Annotated in this window: 22 protein-coding genes and 1 pseudogene; 18 read left to right on the top strand and 5 right to left on the bottom strand. The window is 61.7% G+C overall.

Translation table 11 applies throughout. The annotated features are described in order from the left end of the window. The first annotated feature begins 1 nt into the window (after window position 1). Window positions 2-604: a DUF924 family protein gene (locus tag ACM6IP_RS17600; RefSeq protein WP_095167332.1), complete on the top strand. Its 603-nt coding sequence runs from the start codon at window positions 2-4 to the stop codon at window positions 602-604. 100 nt (window positions 605-704) lie between these two features. Here ACM6IP_RS17600 and ACM6IP_RS17595 read toward each other — a convergent pair whose 3' ends face one another. After that, window positions 705-944, bottom strand: a complete 240-nt coding sequence (locus ACM6IP_RS17595; RefSeq protein WP_143501172.1) for a hypothetical protein — start codon at window positions 942-944, stop codon at window positions 705-707. Window positions 945-972: 28 nt separating this feature from the next. Here ACM6IP_RS17595 and ACM6IP_RS17590 point away from each other — a divergent pair, with 28 nt between their 5' ends. Together ACM6IP_RS17590 and ACM6IP_RS17585 are read left to right on the top strand one after the other, a co-directional pair. After that, on the top strand, window positions 973-1,227 hold the full coding sequence (locus ACM6IP_RS17590) for a hypothetical protein (protein ID WP_095167330.1): 255 nt from the start codon (window positions 973-975) through the stop codon (window positions 1,225-1,227). Window positions 1,228-1,258: 31 nt separating this feature from the next. Beyond that, entirely contained in the window at window positions 1,259-1,828 is a 570-nt protein-coding gene (locus ACM6IP_RS17585; protein WP_095167329.1) for a lipocalin family protein, read from the top strand. Window positions 1,829-1,907: 79 nt separating this feature from the next. Here ACM6IP_RS17585 and ACM6IP_RS17580 read toward each other — a convergent pair whose 3' ends face one another. Next, window positions 1,908-3,272, bottom strand: a complete 1,365-nt coding sequence (locus tag ACM6IP_RS17580) for a formimidoylglutamate deiminase (protein WP_414861961.1) — start codon at window positions 3,270-3,272, stop codon at window positions 1,908-1,910. A gap of 187 nt (window positions 3,273-3,459) precedes the next feature. Between ACM6IP_RS17580 and hutC the strand changes: the two genes are divergently transcribed. Together hutC and ACM6IP_RS17570 are read left to right on the top strand one after the other, a co-directional pair. Continuing rightward, window positions 3,460-4,128 (top strand): histidine utilization repressor, encoded by a 669-nt coding sequence (gene hutC / locus ACM6IP_RS17575; protein WP_232534619.1) that lies wholly within the window; start codon window positions 3,460-3,462, stop codon window positions 4,126-4,128. Window positions 4,129-4,142: 14 nt separating this feature from the next. Next, window positions 4,143-4,715: a HutD family protein gene (locus ACM6IP_RS17570; protein ID WP_159993230.1), complete on the top strand. Its 573-nt coding sequence runs from the start codon at window positions 4,143-4,145 to the stop codon at window positions 4,713-4,715. A 6-nt stretch (window positions 4,716-4,721) separates the two neighbouring features. Here ACM6IP_RS17570 and ACM6IP_RS17565 read toward each other — a convergent pair whose 3' ends face one another. Beyond that, window positions 4,722-6,365, bottom strand: a complete 1,644-nt coding sequence (locus ACM6IP_RS17565) for a methyl-accepting chemotaxis protein (protein ID WP_414861960.1) — start codon at window positions 6,363-6,365, stop codon at window positions 4,722-4,724. A 449-nt stretch (window positions 6,366-6,814) separates the two neighbouring features. Here ACM6IP_RS17565 and hutU point away from each other — a divergent pair, with 449 nt between their 5' ends. The 13 genes from hutU (at window position 6,815) to ACM6IP_RS17500 (ending at window position 23,524) form a co-directional block, all read left to right on the top strand. Beyond that, window positions 6,815-8,497 carry a urocanate hydratase gene (hutU, locus tag ACM6IP_RS17560; protein WP_414861959.1) on the top strand — a complete coding sequence of 561 codons (1,683 nt, stop codon included), beginning with the start codon at window positions 6,815-6,817 and terminating at the stop codon, window positions 8,495-8,497. Between the two features lie 253 nt (window positions 8,498-8,750). Next, window positions 8,751-10,289, top strand: a complete 1,539-nt coding sequence (gene hutH, locus ACM6IP_RS17555; RefSeq protein WP_095167320.1) for a histidine ammonia-lyase — start codon at window positions 8,751-8,753, stop codon at window positions 10,287-10,289. A gap of 106 nt (window positions 10,290-10,395) precedes the next feature. Then, window positions 10,396-11,805, top strand: coding sequence for an amino acid permease (locus ACM6IP_RS17550; protein ID WP_414861958.1), 1,410 nt, complete (start codon window positions 10,396-10,398; stop codon window positions 11,803-11,805). Between the two features lie 17 nt (window positions 11,806-11,822). After that, window positions 11,823-13,028 carry an imidazolonepropionase gene (gene hutI / locus ACM6IP_RS17545; RefSeq protein ID WP_414861957.1) on the top strand — a complete coding sequence of 402 codons (1,206 nt, stop codon included), beginning with the start codon at window positions 11,823-11,825 and terminating at the stop codon, window positions 13,026-13,028. Window positions 13,029-13,038: 10 nt separating this feature from the next. Beyond that, window positions 13,039-13,842, top strand: a complete 804-nt coding sequence (hutG, locus tag ACM6IP_RS17540) for an N-formylglutamate deformylase (protein ID WP_414861956.1) — start codon at window positions 13,039-13,041, stop codon at window positions 13,840-13,842. Between the two features lie 237 nt (window positions 13,843-14,079). Beyond that, the gene (gene pip / locus ACM6IP_RS17535; RefSeq protein ID WP_095167312.1) at window positions 14,080-15,051 is read left to right on the top strand and encodes a prolyl aminopeptidase; all 972 of its coding nucleotides are present in this window, start codon (window positions 14,080-14,082) and stop codon (window positions 15,049-15,051) included. Next, entirely contained in the window at window positions 15,048-15,485 is a 438-nt protein-coding gene (gene dtd / locus ACM6IP_RS17530) for a D-aminoacyl-tRNA deacylase (RefSeq protein ID WP_159993236.1), read from the top strand. Before pip ends, dtd begins: the two co-directional genes overlap by 4 nt. A 334-nt stretch (window positions 15,486-15,819) precedes the next feature. Continuing rightward, window positions 15,820-17,592, top strand: coding sequence for a glucan biosynthesis protein G (locus ACM6IP_RS17525; RefSeq protein WP_371917581.1), 1,773 nt, complete (start codon window positions 15,820-15,822; stop codon window positions 17,590-17,592). Beyond that, a complete protein-coding gene (mdoH, locus tag ACM6IP_RS17520) occupies window positions 17,585-20,155 on the top strand; it encodes a glucans biosynthesis glucosyltransferase MdoH (RefSeq protein WP_095167309.1) in 2,571 nt (856 codons plus the stop codon). The genes ACM6IP_RS17525 and mdoH overlap by 8 nt, the downstream gene beginning before the upstream one ends. Before the next feature lie 192 nt (window positions 20,156-20,347). After that, window positions 20,348-21,145: a transporter substrate-binding domain-containing protein gene (locus ACM6IP_RS17515; RefSeq protein WP_095167516.1), complete on the top strand. Its 798-nt coding sequence runs from the start codon at window positions 20,348-20,350 to the stop codon at window positions 21,143-21,145. A 155-nt stretch (window positions 21,146-21,300) separates the two neighbouring features. Next, window positions 21,301-22,260, top strand: coding sequence for an amino acid ABC transporter permease (locus ACM6IP_RS17510; RefSeq protein ID WP_095167307.1), 960 nt, complete (start codon window positions 21,301-21,303; stop codon window positions 22,258-22,260). Further along, window positions 22,253-22,987 (top strand): amino acid ABC transporter ATP-binding protein, encoded by a 735-nt coding sequence (locus tag ACM6IP_RS17505; protein WP_095167305.1) that lies wholly within the window; start codon window positions 22,253-22,255, stop codon window positions 22,985-22,987. The genes ACM6IP_RS17510 and ACM6IP_RS17505 overlap by 8 nt, the downstream gene beginning before the upstream one ends. 66 nt (window positions 22,988-23,053) lie before the next feature. Beyond that, window positions 23,054-23,524: an HIT family protein gene (locus tag ACM6IP_RS17500; protein WP_095167303.1), complete on the top strand. Its 471-nt coding sequence runs from the start codon at window positions 23,054-23,056 to the stop codon at window positions 23,522-23,524. 37 nt (window positions 23,525-23,561) lie between these two features. On the opposite strand, the gene ACM6IP_RS17495 is transcribed toward ACM6IP_RS17500, so the two are convergent. Next, window positions 23,562-24,275, bottom strand: a complete 714-nt coding sequence (locus tag ACM6IP_RS17495; RefSeq protein ID WP_371917580.1) for a methyl-accepting chemotaxis protein — start codon at window positions 24,273-24,275, stop codon at window positions 23,562-23,564. Between the two features lie 144 nt (window positions 24,276-24,419). Beyond that, a pseudogene (locus tag ACM6IP_RS17490) lies at window positions 24,420-25,361 on the bottom strand (methyl-accepting chemotaxis protein); the annotation flags it as partial. Window positions 25,362-25,370: the final 9 nt, after the last annotated feature.

The following is a 25,370-nucleotide window of genomic DNA, read 5'->3' as shown; positions in this document are numbered from 1 at the left end:
CATGACCGCGCCCTGGTTGCCGTTGCTCCAATGGTGGTTCGGTACAGCCGACAACCCCAACGAAGTGGCGGCGCAACAGGGCGGTCTGTGGTTCGGCAAGCGTGACAGCCAGGACCGTGAGGCGCGTGAGCGTTTTGCGGACCTGGTGGACCAGGCACTGGCCGGCGGATTGACCGAGTGGACGCAACGTCCCGAAGGTTGGCTGGCCCTGGTGTTGTTGCTCGACCAATTGCCGCGCATGATCTATCGCGATACCCCCGCTGCATTTTCCGGTGACCTGCGTGCCCAGCAGCTTGTGGCGCAAGGCATAGCCGCGGATTTCGATCGGCAGTTGCCAGCGATCCAGCGCGTCTTTATCTACCTGGTGTTCGAGCACTGCGAGCATCTGGCGGTGCAGAACGAGGCGATTTCGCGTTTTGCCGACTTGCTGGCCGAGCAGCCCCAGGCACAGCGCGAGGTGTTTGCCGATAACCTCGATTACGCCGAACGGCATCAAAAGATCATCGCGCGGTTTGGCCGCTTTCCCCATCGCAATGCGATCCTGGGGCGTGAGAGTACGCCCGAAGAGGTCGCGTTTTTGCGTGAGCCGGGGTCGCGGTTCTAGCTTTTTGTTGTTGCTGATGCCGCCATCGCGGGCAAGCCGCAAGCGGGCGCCCGCTCCCACAGGGATCTCTGTCGTACACACTATTTGTGTCCACCGAAGATCATTGTGGGAGCGGGCTTGCCCGCGATGAGGTCGGTGACAGCTCTTCGATCATCTTTTGCACTGACTGCGCCACGACGGCAAAGATGAGACGGGTTTGGCAAAAAACGACGAAATGTCGTACACCGCAAAAAGGTGTCCGATTCGAGCCTTGAGCGTCGATCTGACCGTTCAAGAAATACCCGCCTGCGGTGGGAACCAGATGGGCGATTTCTCTTCTAAGCTTTTGGTTGGCAGCCATGCCAGCGTCTCTTTCCAGGAGTTTCACCATGTCGCTGCGATCTATCGCCTTGCTGTCGTTTTGCGTGCTGTTGGCCGCATGCAGCAAGGTCAACCAGGAAAACTACTCGAAACTTTCGGCGGGCATGCCCAAGGCCGAGGTCGAAACCCTGCTGGGCAAACCGGCCGATTGTTCCGGCGCATTGGGGATGTCCAGCTGCACCTGGGGCGACAAGAACAGCTTTATCAGCGTGCAGTTTGCCGGTGACAAAGTGTTGATGTTTTCCGGGCAAGGCCTGAAGTAAACCGGGGCCAAGCGCCCACGGGAGAAAAATAATGATGCGGTTTGTATTAGTTCTTTTAGCCGGTCTGTTCTTGGCCGGCTGTGCCACCTCTGGCGATGATTCGCTGGCACCGAAAACGGCCAATAACGTCAACCTCAAGCGTTACCAGGGCAAATGGTACGAGTTGGCGCGCATGCCCATGTACTTCCAGCGCAACTGCGCCCAGTCCGAGGCCCATTACGCCCTCAAGCCTGACGGCGACATGGACGTGCTCAACCGCTGCCTGACGCCAGAATGGACCTGGGAAGAAGCCCGGGGCACGGCGACGCCGCAGGTGCCGGGCAAGACCGACAAGCTGTGGGTGAATTTCGATAACTGGTTTACCCGCCTGTTGCCGGGAGTGGTCAAGGGCGATTACTGGGTGCTGTACGTCAGCGATGACTATCAGACCGCGATCGTCGGCAACCCCAACCGCCGCTACCTCTGGCTGCTGTCACGCAAGCCGGAGGTCAACGCCGAGACCCGTGAAGAACTGCTGAGCAGGGCGCGTCAGCAGGGCTACGACACCACTCGCCTGATCTGGCGTGTGTCGGATACGCGGATGGCCAAGACCTCGAAGTAACCGTAGAAACGAGGCTTGCCGGCGATGGCGAATGTGTCGCCGCCATCGTGGGCAAGCCTTGCTCCTGCAAGAGCGGGTATCAGCCCAGCAGGTCGCGCAACACCTGGGTAAACGCCCGGTTGCTCTCTTCTTCGCCAGCATGATGGCCGTCACGCACCACCCACTTGCCGTTGACCAGCACGTCGCGGACCTGACGGTCGCCGCCAGCAAACAGCCAGCGGTTGAGAATGGCGTCGCCACTGGCGGTCGCCAGGTAAGGATCATTGCCATCGAGCACCAGCCAATCGGCGCGCTTGCCGACCTCAAGGGCGCCAATCGCTTGGCCCAGCGCCTGCGCGCCGCCATCGAGCGCGGCGTCGTACAGGGTGCGACCGACCATCGGTTGCTCGGCGCCATACAGGCGGTTACGGCGTTGATCGCGCAGGCGCTGGCCGTATTCCAGCCAGCGTAATTCCTCGACCACACTCAACGACACATGGCTGTCGGAACCGATACCCATGCGTCCGCCCTGGGCGAGGAAGTCCACGGCCGGGAAAATTCCGTCGCCCAGGTTGGCTTCGGTGGTCAGGCACAGGCCGGCGATGGCGCGGCTTTTCGCCATCAAACTGACTTCTTCCGGATTGGCGTGGGTCGCGTGCACCAGGCACCAGCGCTGATCGACCTCGGTGTTTTCATACAGCCATTGCAGCGGCCGGCGACCGCTCCAGGCCAGGCAGTCGTCGACTTCCTTCTGCTGTTCGGCGATGTGGATATGTACCGGGCACTGCTGGTCGCTGGCGGCCAGCACGTCGCTGATCTGCTGTGGTGTCACCGCACGCAACGAGTGGAAACACAAACCCAGGCGCTGTGCCGGCTGTTGCGCCACGATCGGCTGCAAGCGAGCCTGCAGGTCGAGGTAGTTTTGCGTGCTGTTGATAAAGCGGCGCTGGCCGTCGTTCGGCGCCTGGCCACCAAAGCCGGAATGGCTGTACAGCACCGGCAACAGGGTCAGGCCGATACCGGCGGCGCTGGCGGCCTGGCTGATCTGCAGCGACAGCTCGGCCGGGTCGGCATACGCCTGGCCATTGTGATCGTGGTGCACATAGTGGAATTCGGCGACCGAGGTGTAGCCGCACTTGAGCATTTCGATGTACAGCTGGCGGGCAATCACACCCAACTGATCAGGGCTGATTTTTCCGACGAGGCGATACATCAGGTCGCGCCAGGTCCAGAAACTGTCGTTCGGATTGCCCGCTACTTCTGCCAGCCCAGCCATCGCCCGCTGGAACGCATGGGAGTGCAGGTTGGGCATGCCCGGCAGCAGCGGGCCACTCAGTTGCTCCGCGCCTTGTGCGCTTGCATCGGCCTGGATGTGGGTCAGCAGGCCATCGGCGCCGACCTCAAGACGTACATTGTTGGCCCATCCGTTAGGCAGTAGCGCGCGCTCGGCAAAGAAGGCGGACATGGTTCAGCACCCCATCGTGTGTTATTTGTATATACATATACAGACGTTTGCCTGCTCGGTAAACTCCGGCAAGCTAGTGACTTTCATCCATCAACAAGGATTTCCTGTGCCGACTCCGCCCGCAGTATCGACGCTGAGTGCCAACCTGGGCGACAGTCCGGCGCCCTTGTACGCACGCGTCAAACAGATGATCACCCAGCAGATCGACAGTGGAAACTGGCCGCCGCACTACCGTGTGCCGTCGGAAAGCGAGCTGGTCAGCCAGTTGGGTTTCAGCCGCATGACCATCAACCGCGCCCTGCGCGAGATGACGGCCGACGGCTTGTTGGTGCGCATGCAGGGCGTCGGCACCTTTGTCGCCGAACCCAAGAGCCAGTCCGCTCTGTTTGAAGTGCACAACATTGCCGATGAGATCGCCTCCCGTGGCCACCGCCACACCTGCAAGGTGATCACCCTGGAAGAAGAGGCTGCCGGTTCCGAGCGTGCGCTGGCGCTGGACATGCGCGAAGGGCAGAAGGTCTTCCACTCGCTGATCGTGCATTTCGAGAACGATATTCCGGTGCAGATCGAAGATCGCTTCGTCAACGCCCTGGTGGCGCCGGACTACCTCAAGCAAGACTTCACCCAACAAACGCCATACGCCTACCTGAACCAGGTGGCGCCCCTGACCGAGGGCGAGCACGTGGTCGAGGCGATCCTGGCCGAGTCCAGCGAGTGCAAGTTGCTGCAAATCGAAAAGGGCGAGCCCTGCCTGCTGATTCGTCGGCGCACCTGGTCGGGCCGCCAGCCGGTGACTGCCGCTCGCCTGATCCACCCCGGTTCCCGTCATCGCCTGGAAGGGCGGTTTCATAAATAAGACACGAGGCACCCATGAGTCAGTTGAAGGTCTTGCGCGCGGCCGACTATCCGCGCATGCCGTGGAAGAATGGCGGCGGTAGCACTGAAGAAATCACCCGCGATGCGGGCACCGGCCTGGACGGTTTCGGCTGGCGCCTGTCGATTGCCGATATCGGCGAGTCGGGCGGCTTCTCTACCTTCGCCGGTTATCAGCGGGTGATTACCGTGCTGCAAGGCGCGGGCATGCGCTTGACGGTCGACGGCGAGGACACGCGCCCACTGTTACCGCTGGATCCCTTTGCCTTCAGCGGCGAGAGCCAGGTGTCGTGCACCCTGCTGGGTGGCGCGATCCGCGACTTCAACCTGATCTATGCGCCGCAGCGTTATAGTGCGCGGTTGCAGTGGTTGGAGGGTGAGCAGCGTTTCTTTACTGCAGCGGGCAGCGTGTTGGTGTTCAGTGTCACCGAGCAACTTGAAGTCAGGCTGAGTGAAGGTCCCCAGCAACTGGGTCGCCATGATTGCCTGCAACTGGACGCTAACCGCGGCTTGCTGGAAATCTCCGTCAATGGCCCCTGCTGCGTGATCGAGTTGACGCAGCACCGGTAATGCCGGTTATTCCCGTTCGAGGATGAAGCCTCGAACGGTGTCTTCCAGCTCACTCGACATCCGTTTGAGCGCATGAGTGGTTGTCACGACGTCCTGTTGTGCCGAGACATTTTCCTCAACACGCTGGGCGACGGTTTCCACATTGCGCGCGACGTCTTCACTGGCTACACGTTGCTCCTGCAAGGCGTGGGAGATTTGCCTGACCGCGTCGAGTGACTGATCCAGCGCGCCTTTTACATCATTCATCGATGCGCCAGCACTGTCGATCAGTTGCTGGCCCTGAAGCACCCGCTCACGACCGGCGCTCATGCTGTTGTTCGCTTTGCGCATGCCGCTCTGGATCGTACTCACCAGCTTCACGATCTCGGCGGTGGAGCGGGTCGTGCGGATCGCCAGCTCGCGTACTTCTTCGGCAACTACGGCAAACCCGCGGCCTTGGTCCCCGGCCCGGGCGGCCTCGATGGCGGCATTGAGTGCGAGCAGGTTGGTTTGTTCGGCGATGCTGTGGATCACGTCGACGATTTTCCCGATGGAATTGGAATGCAGGGTCAGTTGATCGAGATCGCTCGATGTCTGGGTCACCAACTGCGCGATTTGCTGCATTTCGATGATGGATCGGTCCATGGTGGCAATGCCCTGGACGGTGATCTGTTCGGCTTTTTGCGTGGTGTCGCGCGCTTGTACGGCACTCTCGGCGATGTGGGTGATGTTGGCCGACATCTGTTCAGCGGCCGCGGCAATCGAAGACGCTGCACTGGTTTGCTCGGCGGCCTGTTTCAGGCCTTGCTCGGACGAGGTGCCGAGGCTTTTCGTCGAGGCCTCGATGTGCCGCGAGGCCTCGCGAATTTTGCCGATCATGGTACGCAGGCTGCGCCGCATCGCCTCGACGGACTGCATGACCCCCGTAGTGGTTGCGGTGATGGTTAGCGGATCGAAGAGCTGGCCCTGAGCGATGTGCGTGCTGATGGCGGCCAGTTCGTGAGGCTCGGCACCGAGGTAGCGCAGCAGTCTGGCGCAGAATATCGCGGCGTAGAGGCTGGCGAACAGCAGTGTCAGCGCCAGGACTATAGCCTCCAGCTTCATATAGAAATCGTAGCGGGCGTGACTGAACTCGTACTGTTTTCGGGCCTCTTGCAGTTGAACGTCGGTCAGTTGCGAAAACAGTGAGGTCAACGGGTCGATCAAGAGGTAGAGCTGTCGGGCGGCGAAGCGCTCCAGGTTCGGGTTTGAGATTGAGAGGTCCCTGCTGTTCAGTAGCGCCTGCAAATGCCGCAGCGGAGCTTCGGTTGCCTGCATCAGCGGGGTGATTTCGTCGATCAGTTGCACTTCGTCGGCAATCAAGTGCGTCGACTGGTAGTTGAGCCAGCGTTGTTCGATCTCCGGCAGCGCCAGGCTGATCTGCTCCGCCGCTTGTGCTGCGGTGTAGATGCCGTCCCGGGCCTTGTGTATGGCGTCGACGATCTGCACGGAATACAGCGCGGAAATTTTCTTCAAGTCTTGCAGCGGGATGACCCGGTCGAGGTAGACCGTCTCCAGTCCCTGGACTGTGGAGCGCATCCCGTACAGCCCGAGTGCGCCGATGCACATCAAGCTGGTCAGCAGGGTGCCGGCAAGCAGTAGGAGATGGGTTCTGACTTTCCACTGTTTCATTGCGGGTTCCTCGCAGGAGTGACTTCAGGGGGTGGTCATGAAGTCGGCGGGGATCAGCGGCGGTAGAGTCGGACGTATCTAATGAGGTTGTAGGGTGTTTCTGGAATGCGCTGAATTGGGCGTGCGTGTTACCGAACGCCCCAGCGTGGCGAAAAAATCATGTAGCAGTAACATCGGACATGTCCTCGAAAATCTTCCCACGGAAAAAATCTTCCGCGCCAGAGCCCTTGTTCCTGGCGCTCTCCAGCCATTGCAGGGTTTTTCTTGAATGCTTGTCCAGCAAGTTGGCCGCTCGATTGCATATGCTTGTATGTACAAGTAAAGACGTATGCGTATGAGTCACGAAGACTCAACCATCGTCCACAGATTCGCTGGTGTGCATCGTTGTTCGCCGGCTTGCTCGCCCGCCGCCTGGGTTGGTTTGGATTGATTGCTGAGGAGTTCTGTTCGTGACCGAGAATAAGCCTACGAAATACCGTGACGTTGAAATCCGCGCTGCCCGCGGTAACAAACTGACCGCCAAGAGCTGGCTGACCGAAGCTCCGCTGCGCATGTTGATGAACAACCTCGACCCGGAAGTTGCCGAGAACCCTAAAGAACTGGTGGTTTACGGCGGTATCGGTCGCGCAGCGCGTAACTGGGAATGCTACGACAAGATCGTCGAAAGCCTGACCAACCTGAATGACGACGAGACCCTGCTGGTGCAATCCGGCAAGCCGGTCGGCGTATTCAAGACTCACGCCAACGCCCCGCGCGTACTGATCGCCAACTCCAACCTGGTGCCACACTGGGCCAGCTGGGAACACTTCAACGAACTGGATGCCAAGGGCCTGGCCATGTACGGCCAGATGACCGCCGGCAGCTGGATCTACATCGGCAGCCAGGGCATCGTCCAAGGCACCTACGAAACCTTCGTCGAAGCCGGTCGCCAACACTACAACGCTGACCTCAAAGGCCGTTGGGTGCTGACCGCAGGCCTGGGCGGCATGGGTGGCGCCCAGCCTCTGGCTGCAACCCTGGCTGGCGCTTGCTCGCTGAACATCGAATGCCAGCAAGTGAGCATCGACTTCCGCCTGAACAGCCGTTATGTCGATGAGCAAGCCACCGACCTCGACGACGCGCTGGCACGCATCGAAAAATACACCAAGGAAGGCAAGGCGATTTCCATCGCGCTGCTGGGCAACGCGGCAGAGATCCTGCCGGAACTGGTCAAGCGTGGCGTACGCCCGGACATGGTCACCGACCAGACCAGCGCCCACGACCCACTGAACGGCTACCTGCCGGCCGGCTGGACCTGGGAAGAGTACCGCGCCCGTGCCAAGACCGAGCCGGCTGCCGTGGTCAAAGCCGCCAAGCAATCGATGGCGGTGCACGTCAAGGCGATGCTCGACTTCCAGAAAATGGGGATTCCGACCTTCGACTACGGCAACAACATCCGTCAGATGGCGCAAGAAGAAGGCGTGGAAAACGCCTTCGACTTCCCAGGCTTCGTACCGGCCTACATCCGTCCGCTGTTCTGCCGTGGCATCGGCCCGTTCCGTTGGGCTGCACTGTCGGGCAACGCTGAAGACATCTACAAGACCGACGCCAAGGTCAAGGAACTGATCCCGGACGACGCGCACCTGCACAACTGGCTGGACATGGCGCGCGAGCGCATCAGCTTCCAGGGTCTGCCGGCACGTATCTGCTGGGTTGGCCTGGGCCTGCGCGCCAAGCTGGGCCTGGCGTTCAACGAAATGGTGCGCAGCGGCGAGCTGTCGGCACCGATCGTGATCGGCCGCGACCACCTGGACTCCGGTTCGGTATCGAGCCCGAACCGCGAAACCGAATCGATGCAGGACGGTTCCGATGCCGTGTCCGACTGGCCACTGCTCAACGCCCTGCTCAACACCGCGAGCGGCGCGACCTGGGTTTCCCTGCACCACGGCGGCGGCGTCGGCATGGGCTTCTCCCAGCACTCGGGTATGGTGATCGTCTGCGACGGTACCGACGAAGCGGCTGAGCGTATCGCTCGTGTCCTGCACAACGACCCGGCCACTGGCGTAATGCGCCACGCCGACGCCGGTTACCAGATCGCGATCGACTGCGCCATAGAACAGGGCCTGAACCTGCCGATGATCACCGGCCAGTAACGCACTACCCGCAGGAGCCGGCGGGCAGCCAGCTCCTGCATCAGTGATGTCGGCAGAGATTGCTTGTGCAGGCTGAAAACCGTGGATTAATGACCATGCTGTTGAAAGACCCGGCCTCGCTGCAAGAGACATTTGCCGATTTGTACTGACTTCTAACCAAGACCAGCGTGCCAAGGCGCCACCCCTCAAAAGCGGGAAGCGACGGACAACGGATACTTCCGGAGCGTCTGGTTAATAAACTCTCAAAAGGAGAATGAATGTGACTGCGCTGAACCTAATCCCAGGCCAACTGAGCCTTGCCCAACTGCGTGCCGTGTATCAGCAGCCGGTGCGTGTGACCCTGGACGACAGTGCTTCGGCACAGATCGACGCCAGCGTGGCCTGCGTGGAACAGATCCTCGCGGAAAACCGCACCGCCTACGGCATCAACACCGGTTTCGGCCTGCTGGCCTCGACCCGCATTGCCAGCGAAGACCTGGAAAACCTGCAGCGCTCCCTGGTGCTGTCCCACGCCGCCGGTGTTGGCGAGCCGATCAGCGATGCGCTGGTGCGCCTGATCATGGTGCTCAAGGTCAACAGCCTGAGCCGTGGTTTCTCCGGCATTCGCCGGGTGGTGATCGACGCCCTGATCACCCTGATCAATGCCGAGGTGTACCCGCACATCCCGCTCAAAGGCTCGGTCGGTGCATCCGGTGACCTCGCGCCCCTGGCCCACATGTCGCTGGTCCTGCTGGGCGAAGGCAAGGCCCGTTACAAGGGTGAATGGCTGGAAGCGACCGAGGCGCTGAAAGTCGCCGGCCTGGCGCCGCTGACCCTGGCTGCCAAAGAAGGCCTGGCGCTGCTGAACGGCACCCAGGTATCGACGGCCTACGCCCTGCGTGGTCTGTTTGAAGGTGAAGACCTGTTCGCCGGTGCCCTGGCACTGGGCGGCCTGACCGTGGAAGCCGTGCTGGGTTCGCGCTCGCCGTTCGACGCGCGCATCCACGCTGCCCGTGGCCAGAAGGGCCAGATCGACGCGGCCGCAGCCTACCGCGACCTGCTGGGCGAGCGCAGTGAAGTGTCTGATTCGCACCAGAACTGCGACAAGGTCCAGGACCCGTACTCCCTGCGTTGCCAGCCGCAAGTCATGGGCGCCTGCCTGACCCAGTTCCGCCAGGCCGCTGAAGTGCTGGCCGTCGAAGCCAACGCCGTGTCCGACAACCCGCTGGTTTTCGCCAGCGAAGGCGATGTGATCTCCGGCGGCAACTTCCACGCCGAGCCAGTGGCGATGGCCGCTGACAACATGGCCCTGGCCATCGCGGAAATCGGCTCCCTGAGCGAGCGCCGCATTTCGTTGATGATGGACAAGCACATGTCGCAACTGCCGCCGTTCCTGGTGGCCAACGGTGGCGTCAACTCCGGCTTCATGATCGCCCAGGTGACTGCGGCGGCCCTGGCCAGTGAAAACAAGGCCCTGGCGCACCCGCATTCGGTAGATAGCCTGCCGACTTCGGCCAACCAGGAAGACCACGTGTCCATGGCCCCGGCGGCAGGTAAGCGCCTGTGGGAAATGGCTGAAAACACCCGTGGCGTTCTCGCAGTCGAGTGGCTGGCTGCCTGCCAGGGCCTGGACCTGCGCGACGGCCTGAAAACCTCGTCGAAACTGGAAAAAGCCCGCAGCACCTTGCGCGCCAAAGTGCCGTTCTACGAGAAAGACCGCTTCTTCGCGCCGGACATCAACGCCGCCAGCGAGCTGCTGGCTTCGCGTTGCTTGAATGAACTGGTGACGGCGAAGTTGCTGCCGAGCCTGTAAGCGCCCCATCGCGGGCAAGCCGGCTCCCACAAAGATTGCGCTGAACCTGTGGGAGCAGGTTTGCCTGCGAATCGATTTGCTTCGACAAAAATAATAGGGACGAGCAATGCAACAGCCAGACAAAGGCTTGAAACGCGGGCTATCCGCCCGACATATTCGCTTCATGGCACTGGGGTCGGCGATCGGCACCGGGCTTTTCTACGGTTCCGCCTCGGCCATCCAGATGGCCGGGCCGGCCGTGCTGCTGGCCTACCTGATTGGTGGCGCAGCGGTGTTCATGGTCATGCGCGCCCTGGGCGAGATGGCCGTGCATAACCCGGTCTCGGGTTCCTTTGGCCATTACGCCAGCACCTACCTGGGGCCCATGTCCGGCTTCATCCTGGGCTGGACCTACGCCTTCGAGATGATCATCGTCTGCCTGGCCGACGTCACGGCCTTCGGCATCTACATGGGCTTCTGGTTCCCGGAAGTCGCGCGCTGGATCTGGGTGCTGGGCATCGTGCTGCTGATCGGCGGGCTGAACCTGTGCAACGTCAAGGTCTTCGGCGAGATGGAGTTCTGGCTGTCGCTGCTGAAAGTCGCCGCCATCGTCGCGATGATTCTCGGCGGTTTTGGCATCATGCTCTTCGGCATCGGCACGGCCAGCACTGAAACGGCTCCCGGCCTGAGCAACCTGTGGGCCCACGGTGGTTTCATGCCTAATGGCATCGGCGGTGTGATTGCCTCCCTGGCGGTGGTGATGTTCGCATTCGGCGGCATCGAGATCATCGGTATCACTGCCGGTGAAGCCAAGGACCCGCAACGGGTGATTCCACGGGCGATCAATGCGGTGCCCCTGCGGATCCTGCTGTTCTACGTGCTGACCCTGTTTGTGTTGATGGCGATCTACCCATGGCCACAGATTGGCAGCCAGGGCAGCCCGTTCGTGCAGATCTTCGACAGCCTGGGCATCGGCGCGGCGGCAACTGTGCTTAACATCGTGGTGATCTCGGCGGCAGTATCGGCGATCAACAGCGATATCTTCGGTGCCGGACGCATGATGTACGGCCTGGCGCAGCAGGGCCACGCACCCAAGGGGTTTTCCCAGCTGTCGAAACAGGGCGTGCCGTGGATGACCGTGGTGGTCATGGGCGCAGCGTTGCTGGGCGGCGTGGTGTTGAACTACCTGATCCCCAAGGATGTGTTCCTGGTGATCGCCTCGATCGCGACTTTCGCCACCGTCTGGGTGTGGTTGATGATCCTGGTGACCCAAGTGGCCATGCGTCGTTCGATGACCCGCGAGCAAGTCGCCGAGCTGAAATTCCCGGTACCGTTCTGGCCTTATGCGCCGGCGGCCGCGATAGTGTTCATGCTGTTTGTGTTTGGTGTGCTGGGTTACTTCCCGAGCACCCAGGCAGCGCTGGTAGTCGGTGCAGTGTGGATCGTCTTGCTGGTGATTGCCTATAAATTGTGGGTCAAGCCGGCTGCCCCAACGGCGGTCGAGGTGAGTCGCGACCCTTCCATGTCCCATCGATAACCTAACGGAGGCCTGGGATGAAAACTCTCTGGCAACACTGCCACGTTGCAAGCATGGCCCAAGGCACTTACTCGATCATCGAGGATGCCGCCATCGTGACGTCAGGTGCGCACATTGAGTGGATCGGCCCACGTAGCGAGCTGCCGTCGGATTATTACCCCGAGGTCCATGACCTCGCGGGGGCCTGGGTGACCCCGGGCCTGATCGACTGCCACACGCACACGGTGTTTGGCGGCAACCGCAGTGGCGAATTCGAGCAGCGCCTGCAAGGGGTCAGCTATGCCGAGATCGCTGCCGCCGGCGGGGGCATCGCCAGCACCGTGCGCGCGACCCGTGCCGCAACGGAGGACGAACTGTTCGTCAGTGCCGCCAAGCGCCTGAAAAGCCTGCTGCGCGACGGCGTCACCAGCATCGAGATCAAGTCTGGCTACGGTCTGGACCTGGCCAGCGAGCGCAAGATGCTGCGTGTCGCCCGGCGCCTCGGTGAGGCGTTTGCGGTCAGCGTGCGCACCACCTGCCTGGCGGCCCACGCCTTGCCACCGGAGTACGCCGATCGCAGCGACGACTACATCGAGCATATCTGCAACGAGATGCTCCCGGCCCTGGCGGCTGAAGGGCTGGTGGATGCGGTGGATGCGTTCTGCGAATACCTGGCGTTCTCGCCGGCGCAGGTAGAGCGGGTGTTCATCGCCGCGCAGAAGCTGGGTCTGCCAGTGAAGCTGCACGCCGAGCAGTTGTCGTCGTTGCATGGCTCCAGCCTGGCGGCGCGTTATCAGGCGTTGTCGGCCGATCACCTGGAGTTCATGACCGAAGACGACGCCATCGCCATGGCCGCGGCCGGTACGGTAGCCGTACTGCTGCCTGGGGCGTTCTACTTCCTGCGCGAAACCCAGTTGCCGCCGATGGATGCCCTGCGCAAGCACGGCGTGAAAATCGCCATCGCCAGCGACCTCAACCCCGGCACGTCGCCGGCCCTGTCGGTGCGCCTGATGCTGAACATGGCCTGCACCTGCTTTCGTATGACACCGGAGGAAGCCTTGGCTGGCGCGACAATCCACGCCGCCACGGCGCTGGGCATGGCCGACACCCACGGTTCGCTGGAAGTGGGTAAGGTTGCCGACTTCGTCGCCTGGCAGATCGATCGTCCGGCCGACCTGTCGTACTGGTTGGGTGGTGACCTGGAAAAACGCGTCGTGCGTCACGGCGTTGAAGTCGAGATTTAGGAGAGCAGCTGTGGATAAGGTTCTGAACTTCCAACAAGGCCGGGTGCCGCTGCTGATCAGCATGCCGCACGCCGGTGTGCGCCTGACGCCAGCCGTCGAGGCCGGGTTGATCCCCGCCGCGCAAAGCCTGCCGGACACTGACTGGCACATTCCGACACTCTACGAGTTCGCCCAGGAATTGGGCGCCAGCACCCTGGCGGCGGAGTATTCGCGGTTCGTTATCGATCTCAACCGTCCGTCCGACGACAAGCCGCTGTACGTCGGCGCGACCACCGGCCTGTACCCGGCGACCCTGTTCGACGGCGTGCCGTTGTTCCGCGAAGGGCTGGAGCCGTCTGCCGAGGAGCGCGCACGTTATCTGGAGCAGGTCTGGACCCCGTACCACCGCACGCTGCAGCAGGAGTTGGCGCGGCTCAAGGCCGAGTTCGGCTATGCCATGCTGTTCGACGCGCACTCGATTCGCTCGGTGATCCCGCACCTGTTCGAAGGCAAGCTGCCGGACTTCAACCTCGGCACCTTCAACGGTGCCAGTTGCGATCCGACGCTGGCCACCGAGCTGGAAGCGATCTGTGCTGGCCACAGCGATTACAGTCACGTGTTGAACGGGCGCTTCAAGGGCGGCCACATCACCCGTCATTACGGCAACCCGGACGAAAACATTCATGCGGTGCAACTGGAGTTGGGGCAGTGCACCTATATGGAAGAGTTCGAGCCGTTCCGCTACCGCCCCGACCTGGCCGCTCCGACCCAGGTGGTGCTCAAGCAACTGCTGCAAGGGATGTTGGCCTGGGGGCGGCAGCGCTATAGCGCATAACCCGACTCACTCCCACAGTGAATTTGGGTGCTGGCTGATTTTGCCCCCCCAATAAAAAATTCCTGTGGGAGCCGGCCGGGCGGTGCTCCGCTTGCCCGCGACAGCGCCCACGCAGGCGTCGCAAAAACCGTATTTTCTTCAGGGACATGCTCATTGCGCTATTCGGGTTTATGATGCCCAACGGCAGAATAATAGAAGTCCCCCCAGGGATGACCTCGACCCCTTACGGAGCGCGCAATGCAGACTTTGTACCCGCAGATCAAACCTTACGCCCGGCACGATCTGGCCGTCGATGAAACCCATACCCTGTACGTCGACGAAAGCGGATCACCGGAAGGTTTGCCGGTGGTGTTCATTCATGGCGGCCCGGGGGCGGGTTGCGATGCGCAGAGCCGGCGCTACTTCGATCCGAATCTGTATCGCATTGTCACTTTCGATCAGCGTGGTTGCGGCCGTTCGACCCCGCACGCCAGCCTGGAAAACAACACCACCTGGGACCTGGTTGCCGACCTGGAGCGGATTCGCCAGCACCTGGGCATCGACAAGTGGGTGCTGTTCGGTGGCTCCTGGGGTTCGACCCTGGCCCTGGCCTACGCACAAACCCACCCAGAGCGCGTGCACGGCCTGATTGTGCGCGGGATTTTTCTCTGCCGCCCGCAGGAAATCGAATGGTTCTACCAGGCCGGCGCCAGCCGTCTGTTCCCGGATTACTGGCAGGACTACATCGCGCCGATTCCCCAGGACGAACGCGACGATCTGCTCAACGCCTTCCACAAGCGCCTGACCGGCAACGACCAGATTGCCCAGATGCATGCGGCCAAGGCCTGGTCGCTGTGGGAAGGCCGCACCGCGACCCTGCGCCCGAATCCGTTGGTGGTCGATCGCTTCTCGGAGCCGCAACGCGCGCTGTCGATTGCCCGGATCGAATGCCACTACTTCACCAACAACGCCTTCCTGGAACCCAACCAGCTGATTCGCGACATGGGCAAGATCGCCCACCTGCCTGGCGTCATCGTGCATGGCCGCTACGACGTGATCTGCCCGTTGGACAATGCCTGGGAGTTGCATCAGAACTGGCCCAACAGTGAACTGCAGGTGATCCGCGACGCCGGGCACGCTGCCTCCGAGCCGGGTATCACCGATGCCCTGGTGCGGGCTGCCAACCAGATGGCGCGGCGCCTGCTCGACCTGCCGCCTGAAGAAGCATGAAGGGCCTGTTGCAGCGCGTGCGTGGCGCGCGCGTCGAGGTAGCGGGGGAGGTTGTCGGCTCGATCGACCAGGGCTTGCTGGTCCTGGTGGCCGTTGAACCCGACGATACCCGGGCCAGCGCCGACAAACTTGTGCAGAAGCTGCTTAACTATCGGGTATTCAGCGACGCCGAGGGCAAGATGAACCTGTCCTTGGTCGATGTCGGCGGGGGGTTGCTGTTGGTCTCGCAGTTCACCCTGGCCGCCGACACCAAAAATGGCCTGCGCCCGAGCTTTTCGACCGCTGCCCCTCCGGCACTGGGCGAAGAGCTTTTTGACTATTTATTAGGCAAAGCACAGCAGTTGCATGGCAATGTGGCATCAGGCAGATTTGGCGCGGATATGCAGGTGCATCTGGTCAATGATGGCCCGGTGACCTTCCTGTTGCAGACCTGAAAGCGTTTGAAACATCTTTTCAGGGCTGTTTCGGGGTGAAACAGGGGTTTTTCGCAATAAATACTTTGTTACCCCTGATGCGTTGTAACGCGGGCTACTAGATAATCCCGCGCTACGGGGATCAGCGTTCGTTGGCCCATTTTTGACTTAGGTAGAGACTTGTTCACGACCGTTTGGGGAATCATTTTGCCCCATCGGAGTCGGAACAATGCTCGCCAACCTGGCATATAGATAGCTGGCCGTTGGTTTTTTGATCTGTTTTCGGCGAGGGTTGCTCGTGATTGTTAGTCCCTGTACTGCACCAAAATTGTCTGCCAAACGGTTACAAAACGCACTGGCGACAGGCTCTGCCCTGTTTTGCCTGCTCAGCGCCGGCCAGCTTTGGGCATTCAATCTGAACGATGTGTCGGCCAAGGCAAAAGAGCTGGCTGGGCAGAAATACGAGGCTCCGCGCAGCAATCTGCCGAACGAATTTCGCGAAATGAAATTCGCCGACTATCAAAAAATTCGTTTCCTGACCGAAAAAGCTGAATGGGCCGATAAAAAGACCCCGTTCAAGCTGTCGTTCTATCACCAGGGCATGCATTTCGATACGCCGGTGAAAATCAACGAAATCACGGCAAACACCGTCGAAGAGATCAAGTACGACCCAAGTCGTTTCGATTTCGGCGACGTCAAGTTTGATCCCAAGGCCACCGAACAACTGGGTTATGCCGGTTTCCGTGTGCTTTACCCGATCAACAAGGCCGACAAGCAAGACGAAATCATGACCATGCTCGGCGCGAGCTATTTCCGCGTCGTCGGCAAGGGCCATACCTATGGGCTGTCGGCCCGTGGCCTGGCGATTGATACCGCGCTGCCGTCGGGTGAAGAATTCCCGCGTTTCACCGAGTTCTGGATCGAGCAGCCGAAGCCGGGCGACAAGCACCTGGTGATTTTCGCCCTGCTGGATTCGCCACGTGCCACCGGCGCCTACCGCCTGACCCTGCGTCCTGGCAGCGACACCATTGTCGACGTCAAGGCGCAGATGTTCCTGCGTGACAAGGTCAGCAAGCTGGGCATCGCCCCGCTGACCAGCATGTTCCTGTTCGGCGCCAACCAGCCATCGAAGGTCCTCAACTACCGTCGCGAGCTGCACGACTCCAGCGGCCTGGCGATCCATGCCGGCAACGGCGAGTGGATCTGGCGTCCGCTGAACAACCCGAAACACCTGGCCGTGAGCAACTTCTCGGTAGAGAACCCACGTGGTTTTGGCCTGCTGCAACGTGGCCGCGACTTCAGCCACTATGAAGACCTCGACGACCGCTACGACAAGCGCCCAAGTGCCTGGATCGAGCCAAAAGGTGATTGGGGCAAGGGTTCGGTCGACCTGGTGGAAATTCCTACCGCCGACGAAACCAACGACAACATCGTGGCTTTCTGGAGCCCGGAAAAACTGCCGGAGCCTGGCCAGCCACTGGATGTAGCCTATCGCCTGCACTGGACCATCGACGAAGCAGCCCTGCACGCCCCGGATAGCGCGTGGGTCAGCCAGACCCTGCGCTCCACCGGCGACGTCAAGCAGTCCAACCTGATCCGTCAGCCGGATGGCAGTGTTGCCTACCTGGTGGATTTCGAAGGTCCATCCCTGGCGGCCCTGCCGCCGGAGGCCGACGTTCGTAGCCAGGTCAGCGTGGGTGACAATGCCGAGCTGGTCGAGAACAGCGTGCGCTACAACCCTGAAACCAAGGGCTGGCGCCTGACCCTGCGGATGAAGATCAAGGACCCGAGCAAGTCGACCGAGATGCGTGCGGCCCTGGTGCAGCCCATCGTGCCGGCGGACCTGACCAAGACTTCGCTGCCAAGCTCCAATTCCTCGGTGGCCAAGGCCGACAAAGTGGCCGCCAAGCAGCAAGAGAAAGCGGACAAGGAAGCCAAGCAGGCAGAAGCCAAGCAAGCGGACGCCAAACAGGCTGACGCCAAGCCCGCTGCCGAGAGCAAGACCAAGGACAACAAAGACGCCAAGCAGCCAGTTGCTGCCGAAGCGGCCCCAGCCACACCGGAATCGGCGCCGACTGAAGAAGTCTTGACCGAGACCTGGAGCTATCAGTTGCCTGCCGATGAGTAATTCCCAAGCACAGCCAGAGTCGCTCAGCGAGTATCTGGCGCATTTGCCGATGACCGATGAGCAGCGCGCCGAGTTGGCGGGCTGCAAATCCTTCAGCGAACTGCATGAACGCCTGTCCTCGTCGACCTTCGACGCACCGAGCGAGGCCGCACAGGCCTCGGTCGGCCGTCGCCTGACCCTCAACTCCGCCGAGGAGCTGGAAGAGGCCGAGATGCTGGTGCTCGACGCCAGCGGCCGGGTGTGCCTGAAAGCCACCCCGCCGATCCGTCGGACCAAGGTCGTGCCCGAGCCGTGGCGTACCAATATCCTGGTGCGCGGCTGGCGTCGGCTGACCGGTCGCACCAATCCGCCGGCACCGCCCAAGGATGAACGTGTGCTGCCGGCCGCGCGCTGGCGCACCGTCGGTTCGATTCGCCGCTACATCCTGCTGGTGCTGATGCTTGGCCAGACCATCGTTGCCGGCTGGTACATGAAAGGCATCATGCCGTACCAGGGCTGGTCGTTCGTCGACCTGAACGAAGTCCTGCATCAACCGCTGATGCAGACCGCCACGCAAGTGCTGCCATACGCCTTGCAGACCAGCATCCTGATTCTGTTCGGGATTCTGTTCTGCTGGGTCTCGGCCGGTTTCTGGACCGCGCTGATGGGCTTTCTCGAGCTGCTGACCGGTCACGATAAATACCGCATCTCCGGTAAAAGTGCCGGTAACGAGCCGATTCCCAAAGATGCCCGCACCGCCTTGGTGATGCCGATCTGCAACGAAGACGTGCCCCGGGTATTTGCCGGTTTGCGCGCCACGTTCGAATCGGTGGCCGCCACTGGCGATCTCGATCGTTTCGATTTCTTCGTCCTCAGTGACAGTAACGACTCCGATATCTGTGTCGCCGAGCAACAAGCCTGGCTGGATGTCTGCCGCGAAGCCAAGGGCTTTGGCAAGATCTTCTATCGCCGCCGTCGCCGTCGGGTCAAACGCAAGAGCGGTAACCTCGACGACTTCTGCCGTCGCTGGGGGGGTGACTACAAGTACATGGTGGTCCTCGACGCCGACAGCGTGATGAGCGGTGAATGCCTGACCAGCCTGGTGCGCTTGATGGAAGCCACTCCGGACGCCGGGATCATCCAGACCGCGCCACGGGCGTCGGGCATGGACACCCTGTATGCGCGCATGCAGCAGTTCGCCACCCGGGTCTACGGCCCGCTGTTCACCGCCGGCCTGCACTTCTGGCAGTTGGGCGAATCCCACTACTGGGGGCACAACGCGATCATCCGCATGAAGCCGTTCATCGAGCACTGCGCCTTGGCGCCGTTGCCCGGTAAAGGCGCGTTTGCCGGTGCCATCCTGTCCCACGACTTCGTTGAAGCCGCGCTGATGCGCCGTGCCGGCTGGGGCGTGTGGATTGCCTACGACCTGCCGGGCAGCTACGAAGAACTGCCGCCCAACCTGCTGGACGAACTCAAGCGTGACCGTCGCTGGTGCCACGGTAACCTGATGAACTTCCGCCTGTTCCTGGTCAAGGGCATGCACCCGGTGCACCGTGCGGTGTTCCTGACGGGCGTGATGTCCTACCTGTCGGCACCGCTGTGGTTCTTCTTCCTGGTGCTGTCGACGGCGCTGCTGGCGGTCAACACGCTGATGGAGCCGCAGTACTTCCTGGAACCGCGCCAGTTGTATCCGCTGTGGCCACAATGGCACCCGGACAAGGCCATCGCGCTGTTCTCGACCACCATCGTGCTGCTGTTCCTGCCGAAGTTGTTGAGCATCATCCTGATCTGGGCCAAGGGCGCGAAAGAGTTCGGCGGCAAGTTCAAGGTCACCCTGTCAATGCTCCTGGAGATGCTGTTCTCCATGTTGCTGGCGCCGGTGCGGATGATTTTCCACACCCGTTTTGTGCTCGCCGCGTTCCTCGGCTGGGCCGCGACCTGGAACTCGCCACAGCGTGACGATGACTCCACGCCCTGGAGCGAGGCAGTCAAGCGTCACGGTCCGCAGACCCTGCTGGGCTTCTTCTGGGCCTTGCTGGTGATCTGGCTGAACCCGAGCTTCCTGTGGTGGCTGGTGCCGATCGTCGGTTCGTTGATGCTGTCGATCCCGGTGTCGGTGATCTCCAGCCGTGTGGGCCTGGGCCTGAAGTCCCGTGACGAGAGCCTGTTCCTGATTCCTGAGGAATACAATCCGCCACAGGCCTTGCTGGCAACCGACCAGTACACCCACGAGAACCGCTGGCACGCCCTGAACGACGGCTTCATCCGCGCCGTGGTCGACCCGCAGCAGAACGCCCTGGCGTGTGCGCTGGCGACTTCGCGTCACGGTCAGGCCGAGCCGATCGAGTGGTTGCGCACCGAGCGGGTACGCCACGCGTTGAAAGTCGGCCCGGCCGGCTTGAACAACCATGAGCGCCTGCAGTTGCTCAGCGACCCGGTCGCCCTGGCTCGCCTGCATGAGCAGGTCTGGAGCGAAGGCCACGCCGACTGGCTGGACGCCTGGCGGGCTTCGGTGAAAGCCGACCCCCATGCGCCGCTGTTGCCGCTCAAGCCCTTGAGCTTGCAGGCACAACCGGCCTGATGAAAAAGCCCCGTCGATCCGCGGGGCTTTTTTTTGCCTGAAACTTCGTAACCACTTGTGCAAACGGCCGAGTGCGTTAGCATCGCTCCCTTCTTTGGTGTGCCCGGACAACCTTTGTGTCCGTATCGGCCGTTTTCCACAAAAAAGCGTTCGATTGCGCGCCTTACTACAAAAAGATTGGGGACTTTGATGATGAAGAAGTATCTCTCGATGCTGATGCTCGGCGTCTCGGCACTGGTAGCAGTCAACGCGGCGCAGGCCGGCGCCATCGACGATGCAGTCAAGCGTGGCACGTTGAAAGTCGGCATGGATCCGACCTACATGCCGTTTGAAATGACCAACAAGCGCGGCGAAATCATTGGCTTCGAAGTCGATCTGCTCAAAGCCATGACCAAGGCCATGGGCGTCAAGCTGGAACTGGTATCCACCGGTTACGATGGCATCATCCCGGCCTTGCTGACCGATAAGTTCGACATGATCGGCAGCGGCATGACCCTGACCCAGGAACGCAACCTGCGCCTGAACTTCAGCGAACCCTTCATCGTGGTCGGCCAGACGCTGCTGATCCGCAAGGAGCTGGAAGGCACCATCAAGTCCTATAAAGACCTGAACAGCGCCGACTACCGGATCACCTCCAAGCTCGGCACCACGGGCGAAATGGTCGCCAGGAAGCTGATGTCCAAAGCCAAGTACCACGGCTACGACAACGAACAGGAAGGTGTGCTCGACGTGGTCAACGGCAAGGCTGACGCCTTTGTCTACGACGCACCGTACAACGTGGTGGCAGTGAACAAGGTCGGCAACGGCAAGCTGGTGTTCCTCGACAAGCCGTTCACCTACGAGCCACTGGCTTTCGGCCTGAAGAAGGGCGACTACGACAGCCTGAACTTCATCAACAACTTCCTGCACCAGATCCACGAAGACGGCACCTACGATCGTATTCATGACAAGTGGTTCAAAGACACCGCTTGGCAGAAAGACATGGAATAAGGCTTGGTCAGATAGACCGAGTCGCCTCAATCGCTGGCAAGCCAGCTCCCACAGGTTCAGCGTTGGACACAAAAATGCTGCTCACCTGGACCATTGTAGGAGCGGGCTTGCCCGCGATGACGGCCTGACAGGCAACAAACATCCCGGAACCCGCAATGAAACATAAAAAAGCCCAATGGCCCTGGCACGTCCTGACCGTGCTGGTGCTGGTCGGCATGGCCGGCGCGTTGTACTACGCCACCTCGCTGATGTCCTACGAATGGCGCTGGAACCGCGTGCCGCAGTACTTCGCCTATCACGCCGAAGACACCCAGCGTGCCGCCGACATCTCCACCGTCAGCGAACTGGTGCGCAAAGGTGACAAAGCTGAGGTGACCCTGCGCAACGACGCCGGCACCGAGCAAGTGCTGACGGTCGACGACAACAGCCTGCAAGTGGCCCGTGGCGACGATGTGGCCGAAGGCGATGTGATCGGTGTCACCCGGCATTGGGCCGCAGGACCGCTGCTGTGGGGCTTGTGGACAACCTTGTGGCTGTCGCTGGTCTCGGGTGTGCTTGGGCTGTTGATCGGTCTCGCAACCGGCCTGTGTCGGCTGTCGAACAACCCGACCCTGCGCGACCTGTCGATCGTCTACATCGAGCTGGTGCGCGGTACGCCGCTGCTGGTGCAGATCTTCATTTTCTACTTCTTCATCGGCACGGTGCTCAACCTGTCCCGCGAGTTCGCCGGGATTGCCGCGCTGTCGCTGTTCACCGGGGCCTACGTGGCCGAGATCATTCGATCGGGCGTGCAGTCGATTGCCCGTGGGCAGAACGAAGCCGCGCGCTCCCTGGGCCTGAATGCCAGCCAGTCGATGCGCCATGTGGTGCTGCCGCAAGCATTCAAGCGGGTGCTGCCGCCACTGGCCGGGCAATTCATCAGCCTGGTCAAGGACACCTCGCTGGTGTCGGTCATCGCCATCACCGAGCTGCTCAAGAGTGGCCGTGAAGTCATCACCACCTCGTTCTCGCCGTTCGAAATCCTGTTCTGCGTGGCCGGGCTGTACCTGTTGATCAACCTGCCGCTGTCGAAAATGGCCAGCCGGCTTGAGCGGAGGCTCGCGCAAAGTGATTGAAGTCCGCGATCTGATAAAAGTCTTCGACACCCGTGGCCAGGTGGTTCGCGCGGTGGACAACGTCACCACCCAGGTGGCCAAGGGCGAGGTGCTGGTGGTCATCGGTCCGTCCGGTTCCGGCAAATCGACTTTCTTGCGCTGCCTCAATGGCCTGGAAGAGTTCGATTCCGGCTCGGTGAGCATCGACGGCCTGCAACTGGCCGACCCGAAAACCGACGTGAATGCCTACCGGCGTGAAGTCGGCATGGTGTTCCAGCACTTCAACCTGTTCCCGCACATGACCGTGCTGGAGAACCTGTGCCTGGCGCAGAAGGTCGTGCGCAAGCGCGCCAAGAAGGAGCGCGAAGCCAAGGCCATGGCGCTGTTGGAGAAGGTCGGCATTGCGCAGAAGGCCCACGAGTTCCCGTCGCGCCTGTCCGGCGGCCAACAACAGCGGGTGGCAATCGCTCGGGCGCTGGCCATGGAGCCCAAGGTCATGCTGTTCGACGAACCGACCTCGGCACTCGACCCGGAAATGGTCGGCGAAGTGCTGGACGTGATGAAGACCCTGGCTGTGGAAGGCATGACCATGGTTTGCGTGACGCACGAAATGGGCTTTGCCCGCGAAGTGGCGGACCGGGTGCTGTTCTTCGATCACGGCAAGTTGCTGGAAGATGCTTCGCCAGCCGAGTTCTTTGATGCGCCGAAGGATCCACGGGCGCAGGCGTTCTTGCGTCAGGTCTTGTAAGGGCGCGACTAAATAACTGGTCGGCAGAAACGTTTATCAAGGACTCCACGGACGGGCTTGAACAACATGGACTGTATCTTTTGCAAAATGCTCGCCGGCCAGGCACCCATGCACCTGATCTGGGAGGACGAAGCCCACGTGGCATTCCTCTCCAGCCGTCCCAATACACCGGGCTTCTCGGTGGTCGTGCCCCGGCAGCACGTTGGCAGCTACGCGTTCGCCCAGTCGGATGAGGTGTTGTCAGGCTTGATGATCGCCGCGAAAAAAGTCGCGCTGCTGATCGACCGCGCGCTGCCGGACGTTGGCCGCACGGGCTTGATGCTGGAAGGCTATGGCATCGACCATTTGCACGCCAAGCTCTTCCCCATGCACGGGACGGGCGACTCCAGCGCCTTCAAACCCATCAGTTCCAACGTCGACAAGTTCTTCGAGCGCTACGAAGGCTATATCTCGTCCCATGACTTCAAGGGTGAGCTCAACCACGACCTCGCGGCCCTGGCGCAGCACATTCGCCAGGTTGGCGGGTGCGATGCCTGAACCGGGAGGCTGTTGCCAGCCTCGCGTGTGCCACCGATCAGACCCTGAATTTACCCACCAGCATCTGCAGATGAGTACCCAACCGCGCCAGCTCGACGCTGGAGGCGGCGGTCTCCTCACTGGCGGCCGAGGTCTGCTCGGACACATCACGCACATTCAGCACGCTGCGGTTGATCTCTTCGGCCACGGCGCTTTGTTGCTCGGCCGCGGCGGCGATCTGCTGGTTCATTGCCTGAATCGCTGAGACGGTGCGGGTGATGTTGTCCAGCGAACCGCCCGCGCGACGGGTGAGCTCGACGCTGCTGTCGGTCAGGCTGCGGCTGTTGTCCAGGATGGTGGCGACCTGCTGGGTGCCGCTCTGCAGGCCAACGATCAGTTCCTCGATCTCTTCGGTGGACTTCTGGGTGCGTTGCGCCAGGCTGCGCACTTCATCGGCGACCACGGCAAAACCCCGGCCGGCCTCACCGGCCCGCGCGGCCTCGATGGCGGCATTGAGGGCCAGCAGGTTGGTTTGCTGGGCCACGGACTTGATCACGTCCAGCACGCTGCCGATTTTGTCGCTCTCGCGCTTCAAATGGCCCATGGCTTCGGTGGAGTGGCCGACCTCGGTGGCCAGGCGCTCGATCTGGGCGATGGCTTCGCCGACCACTTTGTCGCCTTCACGGGCCTGCTGGTCGGCCGCGACGGCGGCCTCCGAGGCCTCTTCGGCGTTACGCGCGACTTCCTGCACGGTGGCGGCCATTTCGTTCATCGCGGTGGCGACCTGATCGGTCTCGACCTTCTGGCTGTTGACCCCGGCGCTGGTCTGCTCGGTCACCGCCGACAGCTCTTCGGCAGCGCTGGCGATTTGCGTGACGCCATCGCTGATCCCGCCAATCAGCTCGCGCAGGCCGACGATCATGCTCTGGATCGCGCGCTGCAGTTGGCCCAGTTCGTCGCGGCGCTGGGAGATCAGGTTGTGCGTCAGGTCGCCGGCGGCCACCCGCTCGGCGGCCTTGAGGGCCTGGTTCAGCGGGATGATGATCTGCCGGGTGATGGCCCAGGCAGCGATCAGGCCGAACACCAGGGCCAGCACCGTGCTCAGCAATAGGGTGTTCTTGGCGTGGGCGGCGTCGGTGTCGCGGACGACGGTCTGCGACAGCGTGAGTTTTTTGCTCAGTTCCAGCAGGACGTTGCCTTGATGGGCCATGTCCTTGAGTGCGGTGGCGCTGGCCACCTGGGCATCGCGGTACTGGCTGACCGCCGCGCGGTAGCCGATCAGCGAGTCGCTGGCCTGTTGCAGGTTGCCGACGTGCTGCTCGGGCAGTTGCGCGGGCAGGGCCTTGAGGTAGTCGAGGGCTGCGTCGATGGCGGCCAGGGCCGGCTGTTCGGCCTCGGCCTTGCCGCTGTAGGTGTAGCCGCGGACCTGGAAGCGCGCCTGCTGGAGCAGTTTGCTGAGGTCGATGACGCTGTTGAACTGCGCCACGTTATCGCCTTGCAGCAGGGCTTTCTCCACTTCGTTGACGCGGGCCACGGCAGCGTCAGCGGTCGCGCCCAGCTTGGCTCTGGCGGCTTCACGATGGGTGGTGGCCTGGGTCATGTCGGCGAAGGCGTGCCGGTACTCGCTGACGGCTTCCAGTTGCTCATTGAGTATGGCGGCGTCGGCGGGCTGCTCGATCATCGTCAGGGCGCTCTTGAGGCCCTGGTCGAGGTTGTTCAACACCTCGTTCACCGCCGCCGGTCCTTGCTCGCCGTGACGCATGTCATAGTCCAGGCGGGCAATGCGCAGGTCTTTGGTCAGTGCGGCGAGGCTGGAGATGAAGCCGAGCTTGTCGCCCCGGCTGATGATGCTGCTCATGCCCGACCA

The sequence above is a fragment of the Pseudomonas sp. IT-P176 genome (genome assembly GCF_949767245.1).
Taxonomy (GTDB): domain Bacteria; phylum Pseudomonadota; class Gammaproteobacteria; order Pseudomonadales; family Pseudomonadaceae; genus Aquipseudomonas.
Note: the sequence above shows the minus strand (reverse complement) of the source record. Positions and strands in the feature narration are given on the sequence as shown.